The organism is Novosphingobium sp., assembly GCF_030696665.1.
GTDB lineage: Bacteria > Pseudomonadota > Alphaproteobacteria > Sphingomonadales > Sphingomonadaceae > Novosphingobium.
The window spans coordinates 32879-54316 of sequence record NZ_JAUYRV010000014.1; the positions used below are offsets into that span (position 1 = coordinate 32879).

Here is a 21438-nt window from a genome sequence, read left to right on the forward strand (position 1 = left end):
TTTGCGCTGACACAAAGCCCCTTCCGGCGACGGAGGGGGTTTTTGTTTGTGCGTCATCCCCTACCTCGCTCGTCCTGAGCCTGTCGAAGGACGCCAGCACGACACATACCCCAACACCCCATTGCGCCCCCGCCCCCAACCGGGCACAAACCCGGGCAATGATCCTCCGCCTCCTATTCCCCCTCACTGCTGCCCTCACCCTCGCCGCCTGCGCAACCCAGCCCGCAGCGGTCGCCAGCGCCCCGAAACCCACGTGGGCCTTCCAGCAGAGCGACCTCCCCCCCGATCCGGCATTCCGCTACGGCCAGCTCCCCAACGGCATGCGCTTCATCATCCGCCGCAACGCCACGCCTGCTGGCACCGCGCAGGTGCGCATGGACATCGCCACCGGCTCGCTGGACGAGCGCGAGGCCGAGCGCGGGTTTGCCCATTATGTCGAGCATATGGCTTTCAACGGCTCCACCCACGTGCCCGAAGGCGAGATGATCAAGCTGCTGGAGCGCAACGGGCTTTCGTTCGGCGCGGACACCAACGCACAGACGTCGTTCGAACAGACGCTCTACATGCTCGACCTGCCGCGTGCGGATCCCCAGCTGCTTGATACCGCGCTGATGCTGATGCGCGAAACCGCCAGCGAACTGGCCTTTGATCCCGAAGCCGTGGCGCGCGAACGCGGCGTGGTCCTTTCGGAATTGCGCGATGGGCAAGGCTGGCAGCGCACCAATCTTGAAGATCAGCTCGCCTTCTTCTACCCCGCCGCCACCTACCCCAAACGCCTGCCCATCGGCACGCCTGAGGCTTTGAACGCCTCCACCGCGCAAACGCTCAAGGCCTTCTGGGCGCGCGAATATGTGCCGTCCAAAACCACCATGATCGTGGTCGGCGATTTTGACCCCGACGTTGTCGAAGCCGCCATCCGCGCCCGCTTTGCCGACTGGCAGCCAAAGCCCGAAACCCCTCGCCCCGATGAAGGCAAGGTCGATTCGAAACAGAAGGCCGCAGTCGACATCCACGTCGATCCCTCGCTGTCCGAACGCGTCACCGCATCGCGCCACGGCCCGTGGGTGGACGAGCCTGACACGGTGGCCAACCGCCGCACCGAACTGCTACGCCAGATCGGATACGGCGTCGTCAACCGCCGCTTTCAGCGCATGAGCCGCGTTCCCGATCCGCCGTTCCGGGGCGCAGGGTTCGGCACCAGCGCGGTGTTCAAGATCGGCCACACCACCAACCTCATCGTCGATACCACCGACGGCGGCTGGCAACGCGGTTTCGCCGCCGCTGCCGGAACCTATGCCCGCGCGCTTTCGGGCAGCTTCACGCAGGGCGAAATCGCCGAGCAGGTCGCCAACATTCGTACCGCACTCGAAAACGCCGCCGCCGGGGCCGACACCCGCCCCCACGGCGCGCTGGTCAACGCCGCACTCTCGCTGGTCCGTGATGAGCAGGTGCCCACCACCCCGCAATCGGGCCTTGATCGCTTCAACCAGTTCGCCCCCACCATCACGCCCAAAGTCGTCATGGCCGCGCTAAAGGCCGAGGCGATCCCGCTGAAAGATCCGCTGATCCGGTTTCAGGGCCGCAGCCTGCCCAAGGGCGGCAAAAAGGCGTTGCGCCAGACCTTCGCCAAAGCCGTCCGCGCAAAGGCTCCGGCGGGAGAAGTTCCGGCACCGGTGCCCTTCGCCTACACTGATTTCGGTCCCGCAGGCTCGATCGTGGCTGACACTGTCGAACCGCTCTACGGCATCCGCCAGATCCGTTTTGCCAACAACGTGCGCCTGAACGTCAAACGCACCGATCTTGCCAAGGACCGCGTCCAGCTCAACCTCGATCTCGATGGCGGAGAAATGCTGGACAGCAAGTCCGATCCGCTTGCCACTGAGATGACCGCCGTGCTTGCGCGCGGCGGGCTGGCCCAGCACAGCGAGGATGACCTGCAAACGCTGCTTGCCGGGCGCTCGGTCTCAATCAGCCTCGGCTCCAGCGGCGATACCTTCGATACAAGTGCCACCACCACGCCGCGCGATTTGGCGCTGCAACTGCAATTGTGGGCCGCGCTGCTGACCGATCCGGGTTACCGCCGCGAAGGCGAAGTGCTTTACCAGCAGAACATCGCCAATTTCTTCGCCCGCCTGCGCTCCTCCCCCAGTGCCGCGCTGGCCAATTCCATCGGTGGCGTTCTGTCAGACGAAGACCCGCGCTTCACGCTTCAGCCGCAATCGGCCTATAGCGCGCTGACGTATGACAAGCTGCGCCAGGCCATCACCAGCCGCCTCGCGCAGGGGGCCATCGAGATTGCCATTGTGGGCGATATTGACGAAGCTGCCACGATAGATGCCGTGGCCCGCACGTTGGGCGCGCTCGGTGTGCGAGAGCCTGATTTCCGCCCCTACACCGCAGAGCGCCAGCGCCCCTTCACCGCCGCCCGTGGCCCGCGCATCATTCGGCACACCGGTGAGGCCAACCAGTCGATCATCCGCATGGTCTGGCCCACCCGTGATGACAGCGATCCCGATGAGGCGATGGCCTTTGCGCTCCTGGCCGAAGTGACCGGCATCGAAGTGCTTGATACTGTGCGCGAAAAACTGGGCAAGGCCTACAGCCCCGGCGCATCAAGCAGCCTCAGCCGCGTGTGGACCGGATACGGCACGTTTACGATCAACGCCTCGGTCGATCTGGCAGACCTTGCCCCCACCCGCACCGCGCTAACCGAAACCATGCGCTTGCTGGGTGCCCGGCCGGTCGATTCCGACGTCCTGCAGCGCGCCCGCGCGCCGATGCTCGAACGGATCGACAATGCGCTGAAAACCAACGGCGGCTGGATGGCGCTTGCCGCCCGCGCGCAGACCCAGCCAGACCGCTTGATACGCGCAAGGGCCGCCCGCGCCCGGCTGGAAAAAATCACCGCCGCCGATCTGCAGTCCCTCGCCCGACGTTACCTTGCACCGGAAAAGGCGGTGGAACTGCTGGTCCTTCCCGAAGGCGCGGAAATACCCGCAACCTGACGATCATCGCCAACACAGGTGCTCCCCCGCGAAGGCGGGGGCCTCAGTCGTTTTACGCCGACTTCGCGTCACAACACCAAGGCCCCCGCCTTCGCGGGGGCGCGGCGCTTCTGCGGATCGCGCGAATAAAGCCCCGTCCTCCTAAGAGGAGGGGGTTGGGGGTGGTGGCTCACCGCAAAGCGCAACGCCAACTCACCCCACCCGCAACCCTGCCAGCACCAGTCCGGCATGGCACTCAGCCAGCCAATCCACATCCAGCACGTCTGCCCCCACCGGCTCAAACACGCTGCGCCACAGCGCCGCATGCACGATTCCGCCGGTCACGCTGTGCGCTGCCATCTTCGCATCGGCGCAGGCAAATTCGCCACGCTCGATGCCGTGGATGATCAGCCGCTCCACCGCGCCAAGGACGCAAATCGTGGCGGTCTCGTGATAAAACCGCGCGAGTTCGGGGAAATTGCGCCCCTCGCCCACGATCAGGCGCGGCAGGAACGCCATGTCGGGGCTGGCCATGCGCTTCATCGCGTTCTTCACAAAGGCGCGGAGAAGCGCAGGTGCGGGCAAGGTGCCATAATCGCCCGGCAGCAGCGCGGGCATCATTTCGGTGATCACTTCGCACACCAGCGCGCGGAACAGCGCTTCCTTGCTTTCAAACGCCAGATACAACGCGGCGCGGCTGATCCCCACCCGTTTTCCGACGTCCTCCATGCGCGCTGCGGCAAAGCCACGTGTGGCAAATTCGGCGCGCGCAGCATCGATAATGCGGTCGCGGCGGTCGGCTGGGGTTACACGGGGCATGATGCAATAATAACTGACGCATCTGTCATGTAAAGGCCGGCGTATATCTCGGGGAAAAAGGCGGTGGCGGGCCGTCGGATCGTCGCATGGGGTGCGTTGGTGCGGTAACGGCCCGCCACCGGATGGACTTTGGCCCGTCCTTCAGGCCCCGCGAAGATACCCCCTTGCCGCCCCATGCGCGTCATCGTTTTCCTACTTACGCAAAGACCGCTAGGGTGCGCGCCATGACCACCATCACGCACCCCGTTGCTGTTTGCACATCGTCGCCATTCCGGGCTTGCGCTGCGCGGGGCGTGCATCGTTTTTTCCGCAATGCAGCAACGGCAGCGGACCCCGTGCAAAGTTTCTCAGGACTGTGTAAACTGTGTAAACCCCTTCAGGAAAAGCCACCGAAACCTGAACAGATTACACCATGCACGGGGTTGCTCTTCGCGGCCTCAGGTTGCATAGGCCGCCCCGAGATTCTCATGCTTCAAGTGTCCGAAAGGCCCCGTCGATGAAGGTTCGCGTCATTGTCACCCTCAAGAACGGCGTGCTCGATCCGCAGGGCCGCGCAATCCACCATGCATTGGAAGGCCTCGGTTTCGAAGGCGTCAACGATGTGCGCGCGGGCCGCGTGATCGAACTCGATGTGGCAGACGGCACATCGGACGAAGCTCTGGACGATATGTGCCGCAAGCTGCTCGCCAACATGGTGATCGAAAACTACCGCATCGAAAAGGCGGCCTGAGCGCAGGAGCGAAACGACATGGCTTTCACTTCTGCCGTCATCACTTTCCCCGGCTCCAACTGCGACCGTGACATGGCCGTCGCCATCGAACAGGTCTGCGGCGGCACTGTCCACCGCGTTTGGCACGGCGATGCAGATTTGCCCGATGGACTAGACTTCATCGCTCTGCCCGGCGGGTTCTCCTATGGGGATTATCTGCGTTCGGGCGCGATGGCGGCCCGTTCACCGGTGATGCAGGCGGTGGTCCGTGCAGCTGAGCGCGGCGTGGCCGTGCTGGGCGTGTGCAACGGCTTTCAGGTGTTGACCGAAGCGGGCTTGCTGCCCGGCGCGCTGATGCGCAATGCCGGCATCCGCTTTGTCTGCCGCGACGTGGCGTTGACGGTTGAAAACAACCAGTCACTGTTCACAGCAGGCTACGAAGCCGGTCAGCAGATCACGATTCCGGTGGCCCACCACGATGGCAACTACTTCGCCGACGATGCCACGCTTGACCGGCTCGAAGGCGAAGGCCGCGTGGCCTTCCGCTATGCCACGCCTGTCAACGGCTCGGCCCGCAACATCGCAGGCGTGCTGGGTGATCGCGGCAACGTGCTGGGCATGATGCCTCATCCTGAACGCATGATCGAAGCAGCGCACGGCGGCACCGATGGCCGCGCCCTGTTCGAAAGCGTCGTGCGCGGACTGGTCGAAGCCTGATCCTCAGGCCCGCTCGCGCTGGCGGATCTTGCCAAACAGGCTAAGCGCGTCGGCCCCGGTCATCGGGCGGCCAAAGAAATAGCCCTGGATCTTCTTGCAGCCGATCTTGCGGATCACTTCCAGTTCCAGCTCGGTCTCCACGCCCTCGGCCGTGGTCGACATTTCCAGACTGTCTGCCATCGCCACCACAGCGCGGCAGATGGCCAGACTCTCAGGATTGCTCTTGGCCGCGCCCTGCACAAAGCTGCGATCCACCTTGATCGTCGAAAAGCGCATCTTGCGCAGATAGCCGAGCGACGAATATCCGGTCCCGAAATCGTCGAGCGCTACGCCGCAACCAATGCCCATCAGGTTCTCCAGCGTCATCTGCGCGGTCGCCCCATCGCGCACGAAGATACTCTCGGTCACCTCAATTTCAAGCCGGTGCGGCGAAAGGCCGCTGGCCGTCAGCGCGCCAACCACCGTCTCGGCAAAGTACGGGTCAAGCAGTTGTTCGCCCGAGACGTTGACCGCGATCTTGATATTGCCGGGCCATTTCATCGCTTCACGGCAGGCGGTACGCAAAACCCATTCGCCAATCGGCACGATCAGGCGTGTGTCCTCGGCGATGGGGATGAATTTGGCCGGGCTGACGAAGCCGTGTTCGTTGCTGTTCCACCGCAGCAGGGCCTCGAAGCTGAGCACCTTTTCACTGACCGCATCGACGACGGGTTGGTACATCAGCGAAAATTCGTCGCGCTCAAGCGCATGGCGCATTGAAAATTCGAGCTTCCGGCGCTCCTCGGCATGGGCGTGGAGCGAAGGTTCATAGCCGCAGTGCCGCCCGCCACCATCGTCCTTGGCACGATAGAGCGCGAGGTCAGCGTTGCGCAGCAGGGTTTCGACGGTAGCGCCATCACGCGGGCCGAAAGCAGAGCCAATGCTGGCGCCGACATAAAGCGTGTGGTGATCGACTTCGTAGGGTTGCGAAAGCGTGGAGATGATGGCGGCGCTGAGATCGGCGACGCGCTGAGTGTTGGCGGCATCGCGGATCACCACGCCGAATTCATCGCCGCCCAGCCGCCCGCAAACCTCGTTTTCATGCACGATCTTCTTGAGCCGTTCGGACACGAGCGCCAGCATCTGATCGCCCACAAGGTGGCCCAGCGTATCGTTGATCGCCTTGAACCGGTCGAGGTCGATCATCATGAACGCGCATTCGGTGCGCCACTTCTCGGCATAGCCCATCGCATTGCCCAGCGCTTCAGTAAGCATCAGACGGTTGGGCAGGCCGGTGAGGGTGTCGTAGCGAGCGAGCCAAGCGATCTTTTCGGCGCTCTCCCGCTGTTCGGTGACATCGGACCCGACCCCGCGAAAACCGATGAACGTGCCGTTCTCATCGACCTTGGGTGATGCGGAAAGCTCCCACCAGCGCGGGCTTCCGCGCAAGGTGACGCGCACCAGCAGATTGGAAAAGCTCTCACGGCGCTTCAACCGCTCGGCCAGATCGTGGAGGCTTGAATGGAAATGACCGCTGTCCCAAGCCTCTCCGGCGATGAGCTGGATCAGCGGCTTGCCGTCGATATCGGCGGGATCGTCACCGAGCGCAAAGGCGAAGCGCGGGCTGACCGAGCGGACGCGGCGGTTGGCATCGACCTGCCACAACCAGTCGGCATCGCCCTCCTCAAATTCACGCAGCAACAACGACACCACTTCGGACTTCTCGACCATGCCCGCCTCGGCTACGCGCGCGATCAGGAACGTGCGCGCGGCGTCGATCGCGCCGACACTGACGATGGCGATGAACACAGCGGCAATGGCGGCAGCGGTATATTGCCCAAAGAACACCAGCGTCATCATGGCCGATACGCCGACAACGCCCGCAAACATCACTGTTGCGATCGGTAGCGCGACGAACGTCACCGCCATGCCGGTCATCAACATGGCAAGAACCGTCCACAGCGTCATCCGCTGTGTGGGATCACCGAACGGCGAAAACGCAATCATCGGAACGGCCCACACCACCGACATGGCCAGCGAGTTCAGCGTCTGGCGATGGATTTCGTGGCGGCTGATCCGGCGGCGATCTGCGTCGAGCAGCGAGCGGTCAAAACGTGCGCCGCTGTATAACGCGCCGGTCAGGAGCGCCATCCAGCCAATCATCGCCACGGCATGAACCTGCGCAGCATAGATCTGCAGCACCATAAGGGCGGCGATTGCGTGACCGAACAGCCTTGCGAATGTCAGCTTTGCCAGACTGGAATACTGCAAGCCGCGCAACCGCCCCCAGTCCCCTTCGACAGGTTCCTGAAGGCCAATGACGGCAAGCACCGGCAACTTGTTGTCGGAGCGAGGTTCAGGAAGGGGTGGGAAAGTTGATTTCACTGCATGAGCAATACCTGCGAAATCTTATCCAAAAGTAAGCGGAATCGGTCCTTTGCAGCCTTTGATGGTTAAAAATTTGGCCCGCCGCGCACCCTCTCGGGAGCACGACGGGCCGGACTTTCCTCCCCAGGAAAGATCCTTAGATGCCTGACACCGGAGTTTTAACGCCCCAATGCGCTGCCAAGCCGGTGGTAAAGGTTCGAAAACTTGACCGATTCCGGCTGGTCTTCGATTGCCTTGAGATAATGCAATACGGCTTCGCGGATCAGCTTGAAGTCCTCGGTCGAGAGGACCGCGCGGGCACGTGCAGGTTCAGCCATGATGGGTCTCCTTCTTGGATCTTCGGGGCGTGATTGCCGCGAGGATTTGCTTTGCTGCCTGACGGTCAGGCGGCGAACTGGTTCATCGTGTTGTGAGCGCCACCGGCCTTGAGCGCGGCTTCGCCCGAGAAGTATTCCTTGTGATCGTCACCGATGTCCGAGCCGGACATGTTCTGGTGCTTCACGCAGGCGATACCCTGGCGGATTTCTTCGCGCTGGACCTGCTTGACGTAGCCCAGCATGCCTTCTTCGCCGAAGTAGCGCTTGGCGAGGTTATCGGTGCTGAGCGCGGCCGTGTGATAGGTCGGCAGCGTGATCAGGTGGTGGAAAATGCCCGCCTGCGCCGCAGCATCGCGCTGGAACGTGCGGATACGCTCGTCCGCCTCGATGCCGAGGTCGCTTCCATCATAGTCCACGCTCATCAGCTTGGCCCGGTCATAGGCGCTCAGGTCACGGCCTTCGGCTTCCCATGCGTCGAACACCTGCTGACGGAAGTTCAGTGTCCAGTTGAAACTGGGGCTGTTGTTGTAGACCAGCTTGGCGTTGGGGATCACTTCGCGGATGCGGTTCACCATGCCACCGATCTGGCCGATGTGCGGCTTTTCGGTTTCGATCCACAGCAGGTCCGCGCCGTTCTGCAGCGAGGTGATGCTGTCCAGCACGCAGCGGTCTTCACCGGTTCCGCTACGGAACTGGAACAAGTTCGAAGGCAGGCGCTTGGGGCGCATCAACTTGCCATCGCGGGCAATCAGCACATCGCCGTGGCCGAGATTGGCGGGATCGACAGCCTCGCAATCGAGGAAGCTGTTGTACTGGTCGCCAAGATCACCCGCCTCACGGGTGTAGGCGATCTGCTTGGTCAGGCCAGCGCCGAGCGAGTCGGTGCGGGCAACGATCACGCCATCATCGACGCCGAGTTCCATGAAGGCATAGCGAACCGCGCGGATCTTCGCGAGGAAGTCCTCATGCGGAACGGTCACCTTGCCATCCTGATGGCCGCACTGCTTTTCGTCCGAAACCTGGTTTTCGATCTGGATGCAGCAGGCGCCCGCTTCGATGAACTTCTTGGCGAGCAGATAGGTTGCCTCGGCATTGCCGAACCCTGCGTCGATATCGGCGATGATCGGCACGACGTGCGTTTCGAACTCGTCGATCTTGTGCAGGAGGCGGTGAGTGTTGACCGCATCGCCCGCTTTCTTGGCAGTATCGAGATCGCGGAACAGCATGCCCAGTTCGCGGGCATCGGCCTGCTTCAGGAACGTGTAGAGTTCCTCAATCAGATCGGAAACGCTGGTCTTCTCATGCATCGATTGATCGGGCAGGGGGCCGAATTCGCTGCGCAGTGCGGCAACCATCCAGCCTGACAGGTACAGGTAGCGCCCCTTGGTGGTTCCGAAATGCTTCTTAATCGAAATCATCTTCTGCTGGCCGATGAACCCGTGCCAGCAACCGAGCGACTGCGTGTACTTGGCCGGGTCAGCGTCATAGGCAGCCATATCGGCGCGCATGATCTTTGCCGTGTAGCGCGCGATGTCGAGCCCGGTGTGGAAGCGGTTCTGCAGGCGCATGCGGGCCACGCTCTCCGGCTCAATCCCGTCCCAGGTCTGCGCGAATGGCGCGATGGCCTTGCCGGCTTCTACGATCTTGCTGTGGTAGGTCATGTCCCGTGTTCCCTCACGTGGTCTGCGTCTGATGTGACATCGGGGTAACGGACGAATCGCGGCGGCGGAATGCGGTGCGCGGTCATGTTGTCAAACTTTACAAGATATGCTTGTAAAGTTGTGCAGACGCTACAGAGGCCATGTGCAATGTCGACAAGACCGCTTTATCTGGGGCCAAGGCTCAAGCGAATCCGCCGCGAACTGGGGCTTACGCAGCAGGCGATGGCCGATGAGCTGGACATATCCCCCAGCTACATTGCGCTGATCGAGCGCAACCAGCGGCCCCTCACCGCCGACCTGCTGCTGCGGTTGGCGCGGGCCTACAAGCTCGACATGGCAGACCTCGCCAATGACGAGCGTGACGATCACGCGCGGCGGCTGACCGATGCCCTGCGCGATCCGATCTTTGCCGACATCGATCTGCCCGCACTGGAAGTGTCGGACGTGGCCGCCAGCTTTCCCGGTGTGACCGAGGCGCTGTTGCGGCTTTATGGCGCGTGGCAGCGTGAGCAGCAGGCACTGGCCGACCAGCGCAGCGCCCTGCCCGGTCCCGGCACAAGCGACCCGGTGGGTGAGGCGCGGAGATTCGTGGCGGCGCGGCGCAACTATTTCCCCACCATCGATTCCAAGGCCGAGGAACTGGCCGACGAAATCGCCAAGGCAGGCGGCGCTGCGGAATGGCTGCGACTGCAAGGCGTGCGCGTGCGCTTCCTGCCGCCCGATGTGATGATGGACGCGGTGCGCCGCTATGACCGGCACAACGAACAGCTGCTGGTGGACGATACGCTCTCACCTTCGGGCCGCGCGTGGCAGCTGTTACAGCACATCGCCTACACTGCGCTGCGAGGCGAAATCTCCGGCGTGATCCGGGGGGAGAGCTTTGCCAGCGAGACGGCGGCGCAACTGGTGCGGCGCGCGTTGGCGGGATATGCGGCGGCGGCGCTGGTCATGCCCTATGATCGCTTTGCCCGCGCGGTAGATGCGCGCCGCTATGACCTTGAGGCGCTTTCGGGGCAATTTGGCGCGAGTTTCGAGCAGGTGGCGCACCGGTTGACCACGCTGAACCGTCCGGGGCAGGAGCGCGTGCCGTTCTTCTTTATCCGCGTGGATGCGGCGGGCAATGTTTCCAAACGGCTGGACGGCGCGGGCTTTCCCTTTGCCGCGCATGGCGGAGGATGCCCGCTGTGGTCGGTGCACGAATGCTTCCGCACGCCGGGACAGATCCTGACGCAATGGCTGGAATTGCCCGATGGGCAGCGCTTCTTTTCGCTGGCGCGCACGGTGACATCGGGTGGTGGCGGATTTGATCGCCCTCGCACCACGCGGGCAATCGCGCTGGCCTGTGCGGCGGAACATGCGCCGCGTCTGGTCTATGCGGCGGGGATGGACCCGAAGGCTGCAAACGCAACCCCCATCGGCGTGACGTGCCGCCTGTGCCACCGCACACAATGCACCGCGCGGGCAGAGCCGCCGATCGGGCGCGAGATCCTGCCCGACGATTACCGACGCGGGGCCGAGCCGTTCAGCTTTGCAGAGAGTTGAGCAGTTTACTTGCAGCCGTCACGCGGGGGGGCTATCGGCGCGCTTCCTTCCGGGATGCCCGGTTTGTTGAAAGTCCCGCCGTTGTCCAAGATCATCCCGCTTGCCGATGTCGATGCCGAACTGGTCGACCAGCTGCTCGATTCCGCGTTCGAACCGGAGCGGCGCGGGCGAACCGCCTACAAGGTGCGCGAGGGGATGGAGGCGCTGGGCAACCTGTCATTCGCGGCGCTCGACGACAATGACATGCTGGCCGGATCGATCCAGAGCTGGCCGGTGGGTCTGACCGACGCCGAGGGGCGGATGCATCCGATGATCATGGTCGGCCCGGTGGCGGTGATGCCGCACCTTCAGGGCGAAGGCTTTGGCAAGGCGCTGATGACCGCCGTACTGACTGCCATTGATCCGCGCGCGCCGCTGCCGCAAGTGCTGATCGGCGATCCTGAATACTACGAGCGTTTCTTCGGTTTCAGCAACGCGCACACCGCCGGTTGGCGTCTGCCGGGACCGTATGAACAGCATCGCCTGCTGTGCCGCACCGCAAATCCGGCCGTTCTGCCGCAAGAGGGCATGTTGGGGCCTTGGCGGCGCTGACCTGATCTGGCATCGGCGGAAACATGCCTTATGTTCCGCCTCCCGAACTTGCATCGCTGAGCCTTGGCCAGCTGGCCGAGCAGGTGGCCGCGCGCAAGCTGCCGCCGCTAGACCAGTGGAGCCCGCAAGAGGTGGGCGAAAGCGAGATGCGGATAGCCGCCGATGGGCGGTGGTTCCACCAGGGCGGAGAGATCAAACGTCCGGCGATGGTGCGGGCGTTTTCCTCGCTGCTCACGCGCGATGCAGAGGGGCAGCACTGGCTGGTGACGCCGTTCCAGAAGCTGGCAATTGCCGTGGAGGACGCGGCCTTCATTGCCGTGGACGTGCAGGTGAAGCTGGATGAGGCGGGACGCAACGCGCTCGCCTTTCGGCTGAACTCTGATGATCTGGTGGTGTGCGGGCCGGAGCATCCCTTGCGCGTCGCGGGGACGGCCGAGGTTCCCGCGTTCTATCTGGCGGTGCGGCATGGCACCGAGGCCCGGCTCAATCGCAGCACCTATGGCCAGTTGATCGACCATGCGCTGTCGCTGGCCGGGGATGATCTGGCGGTGGAGAGCATGGGCGCGCGGTTTGCGTTGGTGCCTGAGGCATGAGCCTGCTTTCGCGGCTGACGCAGTTGTATGAAGCGGGGCATAAAGAGCCGTTGCAGGACTTGTACGAAGACTGGCGGCCGTTGCCTGAACATGGGCTTCGGCCTGCAGCGGTGCTGATCGCCGTGACGGATCGGGTGGGCCATGCAGATGGGCCGGGCGTGCTGGTCACACATCGCCCCTCGCATATGCGCGCGCATCCGGGGCAAGCGGCGTTTCCGGGCGGAAAACTCGATCCGGGCGAGACGCCGGTCGAGGCCGCGCTGCGTGAGGCCAACGAGGAACTGGGCATCCGGCCCGAGGACGTGACCGTGATCGGCACGAGCGACCGATTTCGGACCGGCACCGGCTATGACATCACGCCGGTGCTGGCGATGGTGCCGCCGGACTTGCCGATCTACCCCAACCCGGCAGAGGTGGCGGACTGGTTCGAGCCGCCGCTGGGCTTCCTGCTCGATCCGGTGAACCACGTGTGGCAATCGGCGGAATGGAACGGGCGCACCGGGCGCTTTATCGAGATAATGTGGAACGAACACCGGATATGGGGCGTGACGGCGGCGATCATCTCCAATCTTTCCAAACGGATGATGTGGCATGCCTGATGAAACCATGACTGAGCGGCTGCCTGCTGCGGAATGGACCGCACGCGCGGATCTGGCGGCGCTGGTGCAGGCGCTCGATCCTGAGGCGCAAGGCAATTGCCGCTGGGTTGGCGGTGTGGTGCGCGATACCTTGCTGGGCCTTGCCCCCAAGGACGTCGACATGGCAACAACGCTGCTGCCGGAGGAGACCGCCGCGCGGCTGAAAGCGGCGGGGATCAAGGCTGTGCCGACCGGGATCGCGCATGGCACGGTGACGGCAGTGGTCAGCGGCTCTCCGGTGGAGATCACCACCTTGCGGCGCGACGTTTCCACCGATGGTCGCCACGCCACCGTCGCGTTCTCTTCCGACTGGCAGGACGATGCGGCGCGGCGCGATTTCACGATCAACGCGCTCTATGCCGATCCACGGACCTTGGAACTGTTCGATTACCACGGCGGGCGCGATGATCTGGCGGCGCGAAGGGTGCGGTTTATCGGCGACGCGCGCGAGCGCATCCGCGAGGATTACCTGCGCATCCTGCGTTACTTCCGGTTTCAGGCGCGGTTTGGATCGATACCTGCCGATGCGGAGGCGGAAAGCGCGGTCGGTGAACTGGCGGCAGGGATGAAGGGCCTCTCGCGCGAGCGGGTGGGCTGGGAATTGATGACGCTGCTAGCGCTGCCGGACCCTGCACCCACGGTGAGGCGGATGGCGGAACTGGGCGTGCTGGCGCAAGTGCTGCCCGAGGCGCAGGTGGACGGACTGGAGGCGCTGACGGCGCATGAAGCCGCGCTGGGCGTTGGGCCGGATGCGCTGCGCAGGCTGGCAGCGCTGTTGCCTGCCGATCCGCCCTTGGCAGAGCAAGTGGCCGCGCGTCTCCGGTTGTCGGTGGCGCAGCGCAAGCGGCTGGCAACAGCGGCTTCGCGTGATGGCGCTAAGGTAGATGCACGGGCGATGGCCTATCGACTCGGCATGACCGAGGCGCGGGACCGGCTGCTGCTGGCAGGAGAGGCCGTGGCGGCGCTCGATGGGTGGGACGTGCCCACGTTCCCGCTCAAGGGCGGCGCGATTGTTGCCCGCGGGGTTACCGCTGGGCCGGACGTGGCGCGGCTGCTGCGGGCGGTTGAGAGCCGCTGGGTTGCCGAGGGATTTCCCGATGAGGCGCGGGTTTCGGCGCTGCTCGATGAGGCGCTGGCGAAGGGCTGAGCCTCAGCCCTTCCACTCGCGGCGTTCTTCGGCGGCGCGCAGGACTTCATAGGACACCTGCAGCTTCTGGAACTGCTCTGCTGCCGCCTTGTCACCGGGGCGGACGTCGGGGTGGACTTCCTTGGCCTTGGTGCGCCAGGCCTTCTTCACCGCATCGAAATCGGCATCGGGATCAAGGCCCAGCGTTTCGAGCGCGCGCAGTTCGTCGCGGCTGCGGCTGCCATCGCCCGAACCGCCCCATTCGGCCCATGACGCCTGCCGATACCCCGAAGTGTCGCTGCGTTCGGCCTGTTCACGCTCCTCGGCCTCTTCCTTGTCCAGCCCTTCGAAGTAGTTCCATCCCTGATTGTATTCGGCGGCGTGGGCCACGCAGAAATACCAGCGATCCGGATTGTTCGGAGACTTCGGCGCAGGGCAATCGCCCTTTTCATTGCACCCGGCGCGATCGCACAGGCGGACAGGCGCAGCATCGCGCCCGCTGCCATAGCCGCGCCAGCGGGGAAAACCCCAGTCAGAGGATCGTGTTGGACGCGCCATCAGAAATGCAAAGCCGAACGCAGGAGCAAAGGTCAAGATGAACCGGGTGACGGGAACGCAAAAAAGGCCCGGTGTAACGTCCGGGCCTTTTGCATCAGACGGCGTGGATCAGTTGACTGTAACGGTCACAGCACGGCGGTTGCGCGCCCACGATTCTTCGTCAGAACCCAGCGCAACCGGGCGCTCCTTGCCATAGCTGACCACCATCACGCGCGACGGATCAATGCCGAGGCTGACGAGATAGTTCTTCGCCGCATTGGCGCGGCGCTCACCCAGCGCAAGGTTGTAATCGCGTGTGCCGCGCTCGTCCGCGTGGCCTTCAATCGTCACCGACTTGTTCGGATAACGGCCGAGCCACTGCGCCTGACTTTGCAGGACGCCCTGATCCGACGCATCGATGTTGTAGCGGTCCAGATCGAACAGCACCGTGTCAGACATGACCGAGGCCATGAAATCAGCCTGGCTGCCGGGGACCGGCCCCGTCGCCTGCATCGGCGGCTGCGTGGTCTGGGTGTTGGCGGTGCCCGGTTCGGGCGGCAGTTCCTTGGGCTTGGAAGCGCAGGCGCCCAGCGCCAGCGTTGTCGCGGCAATGCCGGCGATGAGGAGCGAACGGTTCATGGCATTCTCCTTTGGGAGGAACGGGAGAGATGATGGGTGCATCGTGCGGTCTGCACGGACGAATGACAAGAGGCGGATTTTTACGTGTTTCACGGCAGGACTGGACCCCACGCAGGGTCTGAACCATCGACCGGCGTGTTCAGTTTCCGCTCGTTGCGGCCAGTGAGGTCAACCTGCCAGATGCCCGTCTTGCCGCTGCCGCGTTCGGTGCGGAAGAACTGCACGATGCGGCCATTGGGTGACCAAGTGGGCGCTTCGTCCTGCCACGAATCGGTCAACGATCGCATGCCCTTGCCATAGGGATCGGTGACCGCGATCTTGAAGTTGCCTGCCATGTGCGTGAACGCAATCTGGTCTCCGCGCGGCGACCATTCGGGCGTAGCGGCACGGCCACCGAAAAAGCTGATGCGCTTCTGGTTCGATCCATCGGCGTTCATCACATAGAGCTGCTGCCCGCCTGACCGGTCACTTTCGAACACGATCTTGCTGCCATCAGGGGAATACGACCCGCCCACGTCAATGCCGGGGCTGTCGGTCAGCCGCGTGGAGGTGCCGCCGGTGGCGGGCACACGGTAGATGTCGGTATTGCCCGCAATCGCCATCGAATAGAGGATGTACTTGCCATCGGGCGACCAGCGCGGGGCAAAGGTGGGGTTGGTGCTTGATGTGACCAGCGTCTGCTGCCCGCTGCCGATATTGTAAACATAGATACGCGGCGCGCCGTTCAGGTAGCTGAGATAGACGATCTTGCTGTAGTCGGGCGAATAGCGCGGGGTCAGCGCCGTGGCCTGCCCATTGGTGATGAAGCGGTGGTTCGCACCATCCGAATCCATGATCGCCAGCTGCTTGCGGCGGCGGTCCTTGGGGCCGGTTTCGGCGATATAGGCGATCTTGCTGTCAAAGAACGGGCTTTCCCCTGACAGGCGCGAATAGACCATGTCGGCGCATTTGTGCGCGGCGCGGCGCCATTCGTCGGGCTTTACCACATAGCCCTGCCGCGCCAGTTCGCTGCCCAGCGCCACGTCATAAAGATAGCAGCCGACCGTCAGCCGACCGTCCGGGTTGGCCTTTACGAAGCCCTGCACCAGCATTTCTGCCGAACGCCCGCGCCACGTGTCAAAAGTGGGCGCAGCAACTTGCGGAAATGCAACAGCGGGCAACTGGTCCGGACCAAGCGGCTTGAACAGCCCGTTATTCTTCAGATCGTTGAACACAACTCGCGCCACGTTCTTGCCCAGCGCCTCGGTGGTGCCGCCGGTTGCCTCGGTCGCCACGCTGGAGTTGGTGGGGAACGCGGGGATGGCGATGCCAAGATCCTGCCATTCGTTCTCGTCCGAGACTGAGCCGGTCAGACCTTCCTCAGCGGGTTCAGCCGCCGATGTGGGCAGAGTAACCTGCTGTGCGGCCACCAGTGCCGGGATCGAAACGAGGCCCGCTGCAAGGACGAGAAAACGCAACTTCATTGGGACAACTTCCTGTCAAAGCGGAAGGCGGTGACGCGCTTCCAACCGGAATAATACATGTCGGGCAGATCAAACGGAGCGGCAAGCTGAACCGCGCGCACCGCCTGTTCGGCATGGCGCTTGGCCTGCGCCTCATTCGCTGGCGTGATACCCTGCTGGTCGACCACGCGCGGACGCCCGGCCAGAGTTCCGTCTGCGTTGAGATCCCATGCAAGGATCGTCACCAGCTTGTCTGCATCCACGCCCTGCGGCGCCGCCCAGTGTGGCTTGATCTCACGCGAAATCGCGCTGGCGAGCGAGGACCGTACGTCCGGGCCAATCGTGGCAGCAGGTGCAGCCTTGGCGGTGCCCGGCTTGGTCGCGCCGGGAATGCCCTTGAGGAAATCGTCACCGATCCGGCTGCCGCCCGCAGGCGCATCGGGGCGACGGCGCGGGCTGGTGTCGGCAGTGGCCTTCTTGGCGGGCGATGCCTTGGCCGGAGTGGCTGCTTTGGATGGCGCAGGCTTTGGCGCGGGTTTCGGCTGGACCTTCGGGGCAGGCTTGGGCGGCGCGGGTTTGGGCGGCGCAGGTTTCGGAGGCGCGGGCTTCGGCGGCACTGGTTTGGGTTGCGGCTGAGGCTTGGGCGGCGCTGGTTGCGGCTTTGGCGCAGGCGCTGGCGGCACCGGCTTGGGCGGCTCAGGCCTCGGCTGCGGTTCCACTACCGGCTCTGGCTGCGCCTCCCCCAGTTCGGGCGCAACATCGGGTGCGGCCTCAGCCATCGGATCGGGCGAAGTCGATTGTTGCGAGATCTCTTCGGAAAACGTCACTTCCATCCGCTCGGGCGGCGGCTTCACCGTCTTGCCCGGCGGGGACAGCGTGAAGGCAACAAGCAGCGCAGCGTGGGCTGCGGCCGCAATGACCAGCCCTGCGCCTTCCTGCTTCGTCAAGCTGCCTGCGGTGGGTTCTCGCATCAAATCAGGCCTATTGCGGCGCGGATGAACTGTTGGTGACCAGCGAGATCGATTTGAAGCCCGCCGCGTTCAATTCGCCCATCACGGCGGCAACGCGGCCCCAATCGAGCACGCGATCAGCCCGCAGGGTAACCAGCGGCGGCTTTTCGCCACGCTGCAGGCCTGCCAGACGATCGGTCAGTTCGCCCGGAGCCAATTGTTCATCATCGAGGAACACGCCGCCCTGCGCGTCGATGCTGACGGTGATCTGGTCCTGCTGCTGGTCCAGCGGATCGGCCTTGCTGTCGGGCAGATCTACCGGCACGCCTGCGGCCAGCATCGGCGCGGTGACCATGAAGATGATCAGCAGCACCAGCATCACGTCGACAAACGGCGTGACGTTGATCTCGCTCATCGCGGTGCGGCCACCCCGGCCCCGCCGTCCTCTGCCGCGGCTGCTTCCGCCGCCGCCTACCGACATTGCCATGCCTCAGGCCTCCAGTTCGCGGCTGAGCGAGGCGTGGAACCGATCAGCAAAGCGATAGAGCCGCGTTTCGAAGCGGTTCACGCGGTGCGAAAAGCGGTTGTAGGCGATCACTGCGGGAATAGCGGCGAACAGGCCGATGGCGGTGGCGAACAGCGCCTCGGAAATGCCGGGGGCAACAACGGCGAGCGACGAATTCTGCTGCGCGCCGATGTTGAAAAAGCTGTCCATGATGCCCCAAACCGTGCCGAACAGGCCGACGAACGGCGCGACCGAACCGACCGTGGCAAGGAAGTTCAACCGGCTCGCCAAGGTATCGGTTTCCTGCACCACTGCGCCATCCAACGCCGTGGTCAGCCGCTGGCGCGTGCCTTCACGGTCAATCGCCTTGCCTGCGGTGGAGCGCCGCCATTCGGCCAGCGCAGCATTTGCCACGCGCATCGATGGCAGGTCCTTGCCCTTCTGCTCCTTCTGGAACGCGTCAATATCGCGCGTCTCCCAGAATTCGCGCTCATACTTGTCGCAGGCGCGCTGCGTGCTGCCCATCTTCAGCGAAAAGCCGATGATGATGGTCCAGGTCCAGACGCTGGCCAGCACCAGCCCGACCATCACCGCCTGCACCACGTAATCGGCATCGAGGAACAGTTGCACCGGGTTCAGCGAGGTGGGCGCGAAGGAAACGCCATTGGCGAGCATCGGGAGAATCATGCGGCTATCGGTCCTTCAGGAGCGGTAAGTATGGTTTGAAAGGCTGCCACCCATTCGCGCGGCTGGCGGCGCGGGCGGCCATTGGGGGCGACAAAGGCAACACGCACCTTCGCCTCGCACAGAAGCGTGTCTTCCCTGAACGCACGCTGCACGATCCGGCAGGTGGCGGGAGAAAGTTCGGCCACATGGCTGCGGATCAGTACATCGTCGTCCAGCCTGGCGGGCCGCAGATAGCGCAAGTCCATCGCGCTCACGGCATAGGCCCCCTCCCCCGCTTCGTGCGCGGCGCGCTGGTCTATGCCAAGCAGGCGGAGCATGTCTGACCGGGCGCGTTCGAACCAGCGCAGATAGTTGGCGTGATAGACCACGCCCGAAAGGTCCGTGTCCTCGAAGTAGACGCGGACCGGGTAGAGGTGCTGCGGGCCGTCAAACAGGCCGGAAGGGGGCTGGGGCAAAAGCATTCGCGGTCGACTCTACCCTTGCGACGAGTCGTTGGGCAAGGCTTGGTTAACCGCTTACCCCCGCAGTGGTGCTATTCAGCGCACCAGCATCGGGCCGAGCGGCTGTCCGGCGAAGAGATGGACGTGCAGGTGCGGCACTTCCTGATGGCTGTCGGTGCCGGTGTTGGCGAGCAGGCGATAGCCCGGCGCAACCAGTCCCAGATCACGCGCCACCTTGCCCACGGCGCGAACGAATCCCGCAATTTCAGCTTCGGAGGCCTTGGCGGAGAAATCATCCCAGCACACATAGGCGCCCTTGGGGATCACCAGCACATGCGTTGGCGCCTGCGGGTTGATGTCATGGAACGCCAGCGCAAAGTCGTCTTCATAGACAGTGCGGTTGGGGATTTCCCCGCGCAGGATTTTCGCGAAAATGTTCTGGTCATCATAGGGAAGCGTGGCGTCAACGGCCATGTCAGCTGCTCCTGCTGGCTTTTTCGGCGATACCTGAAGTGCCTTCGCGGCGTTCGAGTTCCGCCAGCACATCGGCCAGCGGCACGTCCTTGGCCGATAGCAGCACCATCAGGTGAAAGATCAGGTCTGCCGCCTCACCCACCAATTCCTGCCGGTCTCCGACGAGCGCGGCGATGACGGTTTCGGTGCCCTCCTCGCCCACTTTCTGCGCGATCTTGGCGATGCCTTTGGCGTTGAGCTTGGCCACATAGCTGGCAGACGGATCGCCCGCGCGGCGCTGGGCTATCGTGGCTTCAAGCCGGGCGAGAGTGTCACCGTGTTCCATGCCGCCCGCAATGGCGCGGATGGGGGGCTATGGTCAAGTGGCGGCGCTTTACCCGACATTCGCCACTCCCACGCTCAATATCGTCATTCCAGTGCGCACGATCGTCATTCCCGCGCAGGCGGGAATCCAGTCAAACAAAAAAGCCGTCGCAAAGCGACGACTCTTTGGGGGCTGGATTCCCGCCTGCGCGGGAATGACGATGGGTAAACCTTACCCCCGCCGCTTGGCGATCTGGCGGCCGACGATCAGGCCGACCACGCCCAGCGCGAACAGCGCGCCATCGGTCGGCTCAGGAATTGAAATGCCGCTCGACTGCGCAAAAGCGGGCGTAGCCGACGCAATGGCGAGGAGAAGAGAGGAAACCAGACGAACCACAGGACAGACGACCTTGCATTAGTTAATGCGCCTCCCCTGCCAGAACGCGTGATTCGGTAATATCCCTTATATCAGATGGTTAATGCCCCATCTTGGGACTCAAGATCGTGCGGGCAGCCCGGCAGCCCGCAATGCGGCGTGCGCTTCGGCAATCGAATGTGTGCCGAAGTGGAAGATCGAAGCTGCCAGCACCGCGCTGGCATGGCCTTTGGTTACACCTTCAACCAGATGATCCAGCGAGCCGACGCCGCCGCTGGCAATCACCGGCACCGGCACCGCATCGGCAATTATGCGGGTCAGTTCAAGATCATAGCCCTGCTTCGTGCCGTCGCCATCCATCGAGGTGACGAGCAGTTCGCCCGCACCCAATATGGCGAGGTTCACCGCATGGGCCAGCGCATCGATGCCGGTGGCCTTGCGCCCGCCGTGGGTGAAGATTTCCCACTTGCCGGGTGCTACCCTGCGCGCATCGACCGATCCGACCACGCATTGCGCGCCGAACTTCTCGGCAATGTCACGCACCAGTTCGGGCCGGGCCACGGCGGCGGAATTGACGGCCACCTTGTCAGCCCCGGCGAGCAGCAACGCGCGCGCGTCTTCCACGGCCCGCACTCCGCCACCAACCGTCAGCGGCATGAAGCAGACCTCCGCGGTGCGCGCGACCACATCGAGCAGCGTGCCGCGCCCTTCGTGCGTCGCGGAAATATCAAGAAAGCACAGTTCATCCGCGCCCGCTTTGTCATAGGCGCGCGCCTGCTCCACGGGATCGCCCGCATCGCGCAGATCGACAAAGTTCACGCCCTTGACCACGCGGCCATCGCGGACATCGAGGCAGGGGATGACGCGGACGCGGACGGTCACAACCATCCTCCCCGGCACGGGGAGGGGGACCATGCGTAGCATGGTGGAGGGGGGGCTGCGTCAAAGTGCGCGACCGAGGTTCCGAGTGGACGAGAGCCCCCTCCACCACCTGCGGCGGTCCCCCTCCCCGTACCGGGGA

General features: G+C 63.9%; 23 protein-coding genes. 8 read left to right on the plus strand and 15 right to left on the minus strand.

What is annotated here, in order from left to right; translation table 11 throughout:
* Positions 1-158: 158 nt before the first annotated feature.
* Positions 159-3005 carry a pitrilysin family protein gene (locus Q8R81_RS03040; RefSeq protein ID WP_305615968.1) on the plus strand — a complete coding sequence of 949 codons (2847 nt, stop codon included), beginning with the start codon at positions 159-161 and terminating at the stop codon, positions 3003-3005.
* Between the two features lie 192 nt (positions 3006-3197).
* On the opposite strand, the gene Q8R81_RS03045 is transcribed toward Q8R81_RS03040, so the two are convergent.
* On the minus strand, positions 3198-3803 hold the full coding sequence (locus Q8R81_RS03045) for a TetR/AcrR family transcriptional regulator (protein ID WP_305615969.1): 606 nt from the start codon (positions 3801-3803) through the stop codon (positions 3198-3200).
* Positions 3804-4299: 496 nt separating this feature from the next.
* On the opposite strand from Q8R81_RS03045, the gene purS reads away from it, so the two are divergent.
* Both purS and purQ read left to right on the plus strand, forming a co-directional pair.
* On the plus strand, positions 4300-4533 hold the full coding sequence (purS, locus tag Q8R81_RS03050; protein ID WP_305615970.1) for a phosphoribosylformylglycinamidine synthase subunit PurS: 234 nt from the start codon (positions 4300-4302) through the stop codon (positions 4531-4533).
* 18 nt (positions 4534-4551) lie between these two features.
* Positions 4552-5229, plus strand: coding sequence for a phosphoribosylformylglycinamidine synthase subunit PurQ (gene purQ / locus Q8R81_RS03055; RefSeq protein ID WP_305615971.1), 678 nt, complete (start codon positions 4552-4554; stop codon positions 5227-5229).
* Positions 5230-5232: 3 nt separating this feature from the next.
* Here the strand turns inward: purQ and Q8R81_RS03060 are convergent, their stop codons facing one another.
* The 3 genes from Q8R81_RS03060 to Q8R81_RS03070 all read right to left on the minus strand — a co-directional run bounded on the left by Q8R81_RS03060 (position 5233) and on the right by Q8R81_RS03070 (position 9574).
* Positions 5233-7539 (minus strand): bifunctional diguanylate cyclase/phosphodiesterase, encoded by a 2307-nt coding sequence (locus tag Q8R81_RS03060; protein ID WP_305615972.1) that lies wholly within the window; start codon positions 7537-7539, stop codon positions 5233-5235.
* Between the two features lie 215 nt (positions 7540-7754).
* Complete coding sequence (locus tag Q8R81_RS03065) at positions 7755-7913, minus strand: hypothetical protein (RefSeq protein WP_011444689.1); 159 nt, start codon at positions 7911-7913, stop codon at positions 7755-7757.
* A 65-nt stretch (positions 7914-7978) separates the two neighbouring features.
* Complete coding sequence (locus Q8R81_RS03070; RefSeq protein ID WP_305615973.1) at positions 7979-9574, minus strand: isocitrate lyase; 1596 nt, start codon at positions 9572-9574, stop codon at positions 7979-7981.
* Positions 9575-9721: 147 nt separating this feature from the next.
* Between Q8R81_RS03070 and Q8R81_RS03075 the strand changes: the two genes are divergently transcribed.
* From Q8R81_RS03075 to Q8R81_RS03095, 5 genes are all read left to right on the plus strand, one after another.
* Positions 9722-11116 (plus strand): short-chain fatty acyl-CoA regulator family protein, encoded by a 1395-nt coding sequence (locus Q8R81_RS03075; protein WP_305615974.1) that lies wholly within the window; start codon positions 9722-9724, stop codon positions 11114-11116.
* 81 nt (positions 11117-11197) lie between these two features.
* A complete protein-coding gene (locus Q8R81_RS03080) occupies positions 11198-11707 on the plus strand; it encodes a GNAT family N-acetyltransferase (RefSeq protein ID WP_371135299.1) in 510 nt (169 codons plus the stop codon).
* A 23-nt stretch (positions 11708-11730) separates the two neighbouring features.
* Positions 11731-12300 carry a DUF1285 domain-containing protein gene (locus Q8R81_RS03085; protein WP_305615976.1) on the plus strand — a complete coding sequence of 190 codons (570 nt, stop codon included), beginning with the start codon at positions 11731-11733 and terminating at the stop codon, positions 12298-12300.
* Positions 12297-12899: a CoA pyrophosphatase gene (locus tag Q8R81_RS03090; RefSeq protein ID WP_305615977.1), complete on the plus strand. Its 603-nt coding sequence runs from the start codon at positions 12297-12299 to the stop codon at positions 12897-12899. Before Q8R81_RS03085 ends, Q8R81_RS03090 begins: the two co-directional genes overlap by 4 nt.
* Positions 12900-12906: 7 nt before the next feature.
* Positions 12907-14085 carry a CCA tRNA nucleotidyltransferase gene (locus Q8R81_RS03095; protein WP_305615978.1) on the plus strand — a complete coding sequence of 393 codons (1179 nt, stop codon included), beginning with the start codon at positions 12907-12909 and terminating at the stop codon, positions 14083-14085.
* Between the two features lie 3 nt (positions 14086-14088).
* Here the strand turns inward: Q8R81_RS03095 and Q8R81_RS03100 are convergent, their stop codons facing one another.
* The 11 genes from Q8R81_RS03100 to hisF form a co-directional block, all read right to left on the minus strand.
* On the minus strand, positions 14089-14622 hold the full coding sequence (locus Q8R81_RS03100; protein ID WP_305615979.1) for a J domain-containing protein: 534 nt from the start codon (positions 14620-14622) through the stop codon (positions 14089-14091).
* A 108-nt stretch (positions 14623-14730) separates the two neighbouring features.
* Complete coding sequence (pal, locus tag Q8R81_RS03105; protein ID WP_305615980.1) at positions 14731-15240, minus strand: peptidoglycan-associated lipoprotein Pal; 510 nt, start codon at positions 15238-15240, stop codon at positions 14731-14733.
* A gap of 89 nt (positions 15241-15329) precedes the next feature.
* Entirely contained in the window at positions 15330-16703 is a 1374-nt protein-coding gene (tolB, locus tag Q8R81_RS03110; RefSeq protein WP_305615981.1) for a Tol-Pal system beta propeller repeat protein TolB, read from the minus strand.
* Positions 16700-17629, minus strand: a complete 930-nt coding sequence (locus Q8R81_RS03115) for a hypothetical protein (RefSeq protein WP_371135300.1) — start codon at positions 17627-17629, stop codon at positions 16700-16702. The genes tolB and Q8R81_RS03115 overlap by 4 nt, the downstream gene beginning before the upstream one ends.
* A gap of 34 nt (positions 17630-17663) precedes the next feature.
* Positions 17664-18119, minus strand: a complete 456-nt coding sequence (locus tag Q8R81_RS03120; protein WP_305615983.1) for an ExbD/TolR family protein — start codon at positions 18117-18119, stop codon at positions 17664-17666.
* A gap of 3 nt (positions 18120-18122) precedes the next feature.
* The gene (tolQ, locus tag Q8R81_RS03125; protein ID WP_305615984.1) at positions 18123-18824 is read right to left on the minus strand and encodes a protein TolQ; all 702 of its coding nucleotides are present in this window, start codon (positions 18822-18824) and stop codon (positions 18123-18125) included.
* Positions 18821-19285: a YbgC/FadM family acyl-CoA thioesterase gene (locus tag Q8R81_RS03130; RefSeq protein ID WP_305615985.1), complete on the minus strand. Its 465-nt coding sequence runs from the start codon at positions 19283-19285 to the stop codon at positions 18821-18823. Before Q8R81_RS03130 ends, tolQ begins: the two co-directional genes overlap by 4 nt.
* A 75-nt stretch (positions 19286-19360) precedes the next feature.
* Positions 19361-19738, minus strand: a complete 378-nt coding sequence (locus Q8R81_RS03135) for a histidine triad nucleotide-binding protein (protein WP_305615986.1) — start codon at positions 19736-19738, stop codon at positions 19361-19363.
* A gap of 1 nt (position 19739) precedes the next feature.
* Complete coding sequence (locus Q8R81_RS03140) at positions 19740-20063, minus strand: phosphoribosyl-ATP diphosphatase (protein WP_305615987.1); 324 nt, start codon at positions 20061-20063, stop codon at positions 19740-19742.
* Positions 20064-20273: 210 nt separating this feature from the next.
* Positions 20274-20438: a hypothetical protein gene (locus Q8R81_RS03145; protein WP_292624666.1), complete on the minus strand. Its 165-nt coding sequence runs from the start codon at positions 20436-20438 to the stop codon at positions 20274-20276.
* A 99-nt stretch (positions 20439-20537) separates the two neighbouring features.
* Positions 20538-21299, minus strand: coding sequence for an imidazole glycerol phosphate synthase subunit HisF (gene hisF, locus Q8R81_RS03150; RefSeq protein WP_305615988.1), 762 nt, complete (start codon positions 21297-21299; stop codon positions 20538-20540).
* Positions 21300-21438: the final 139 nt, after the last annotated feature.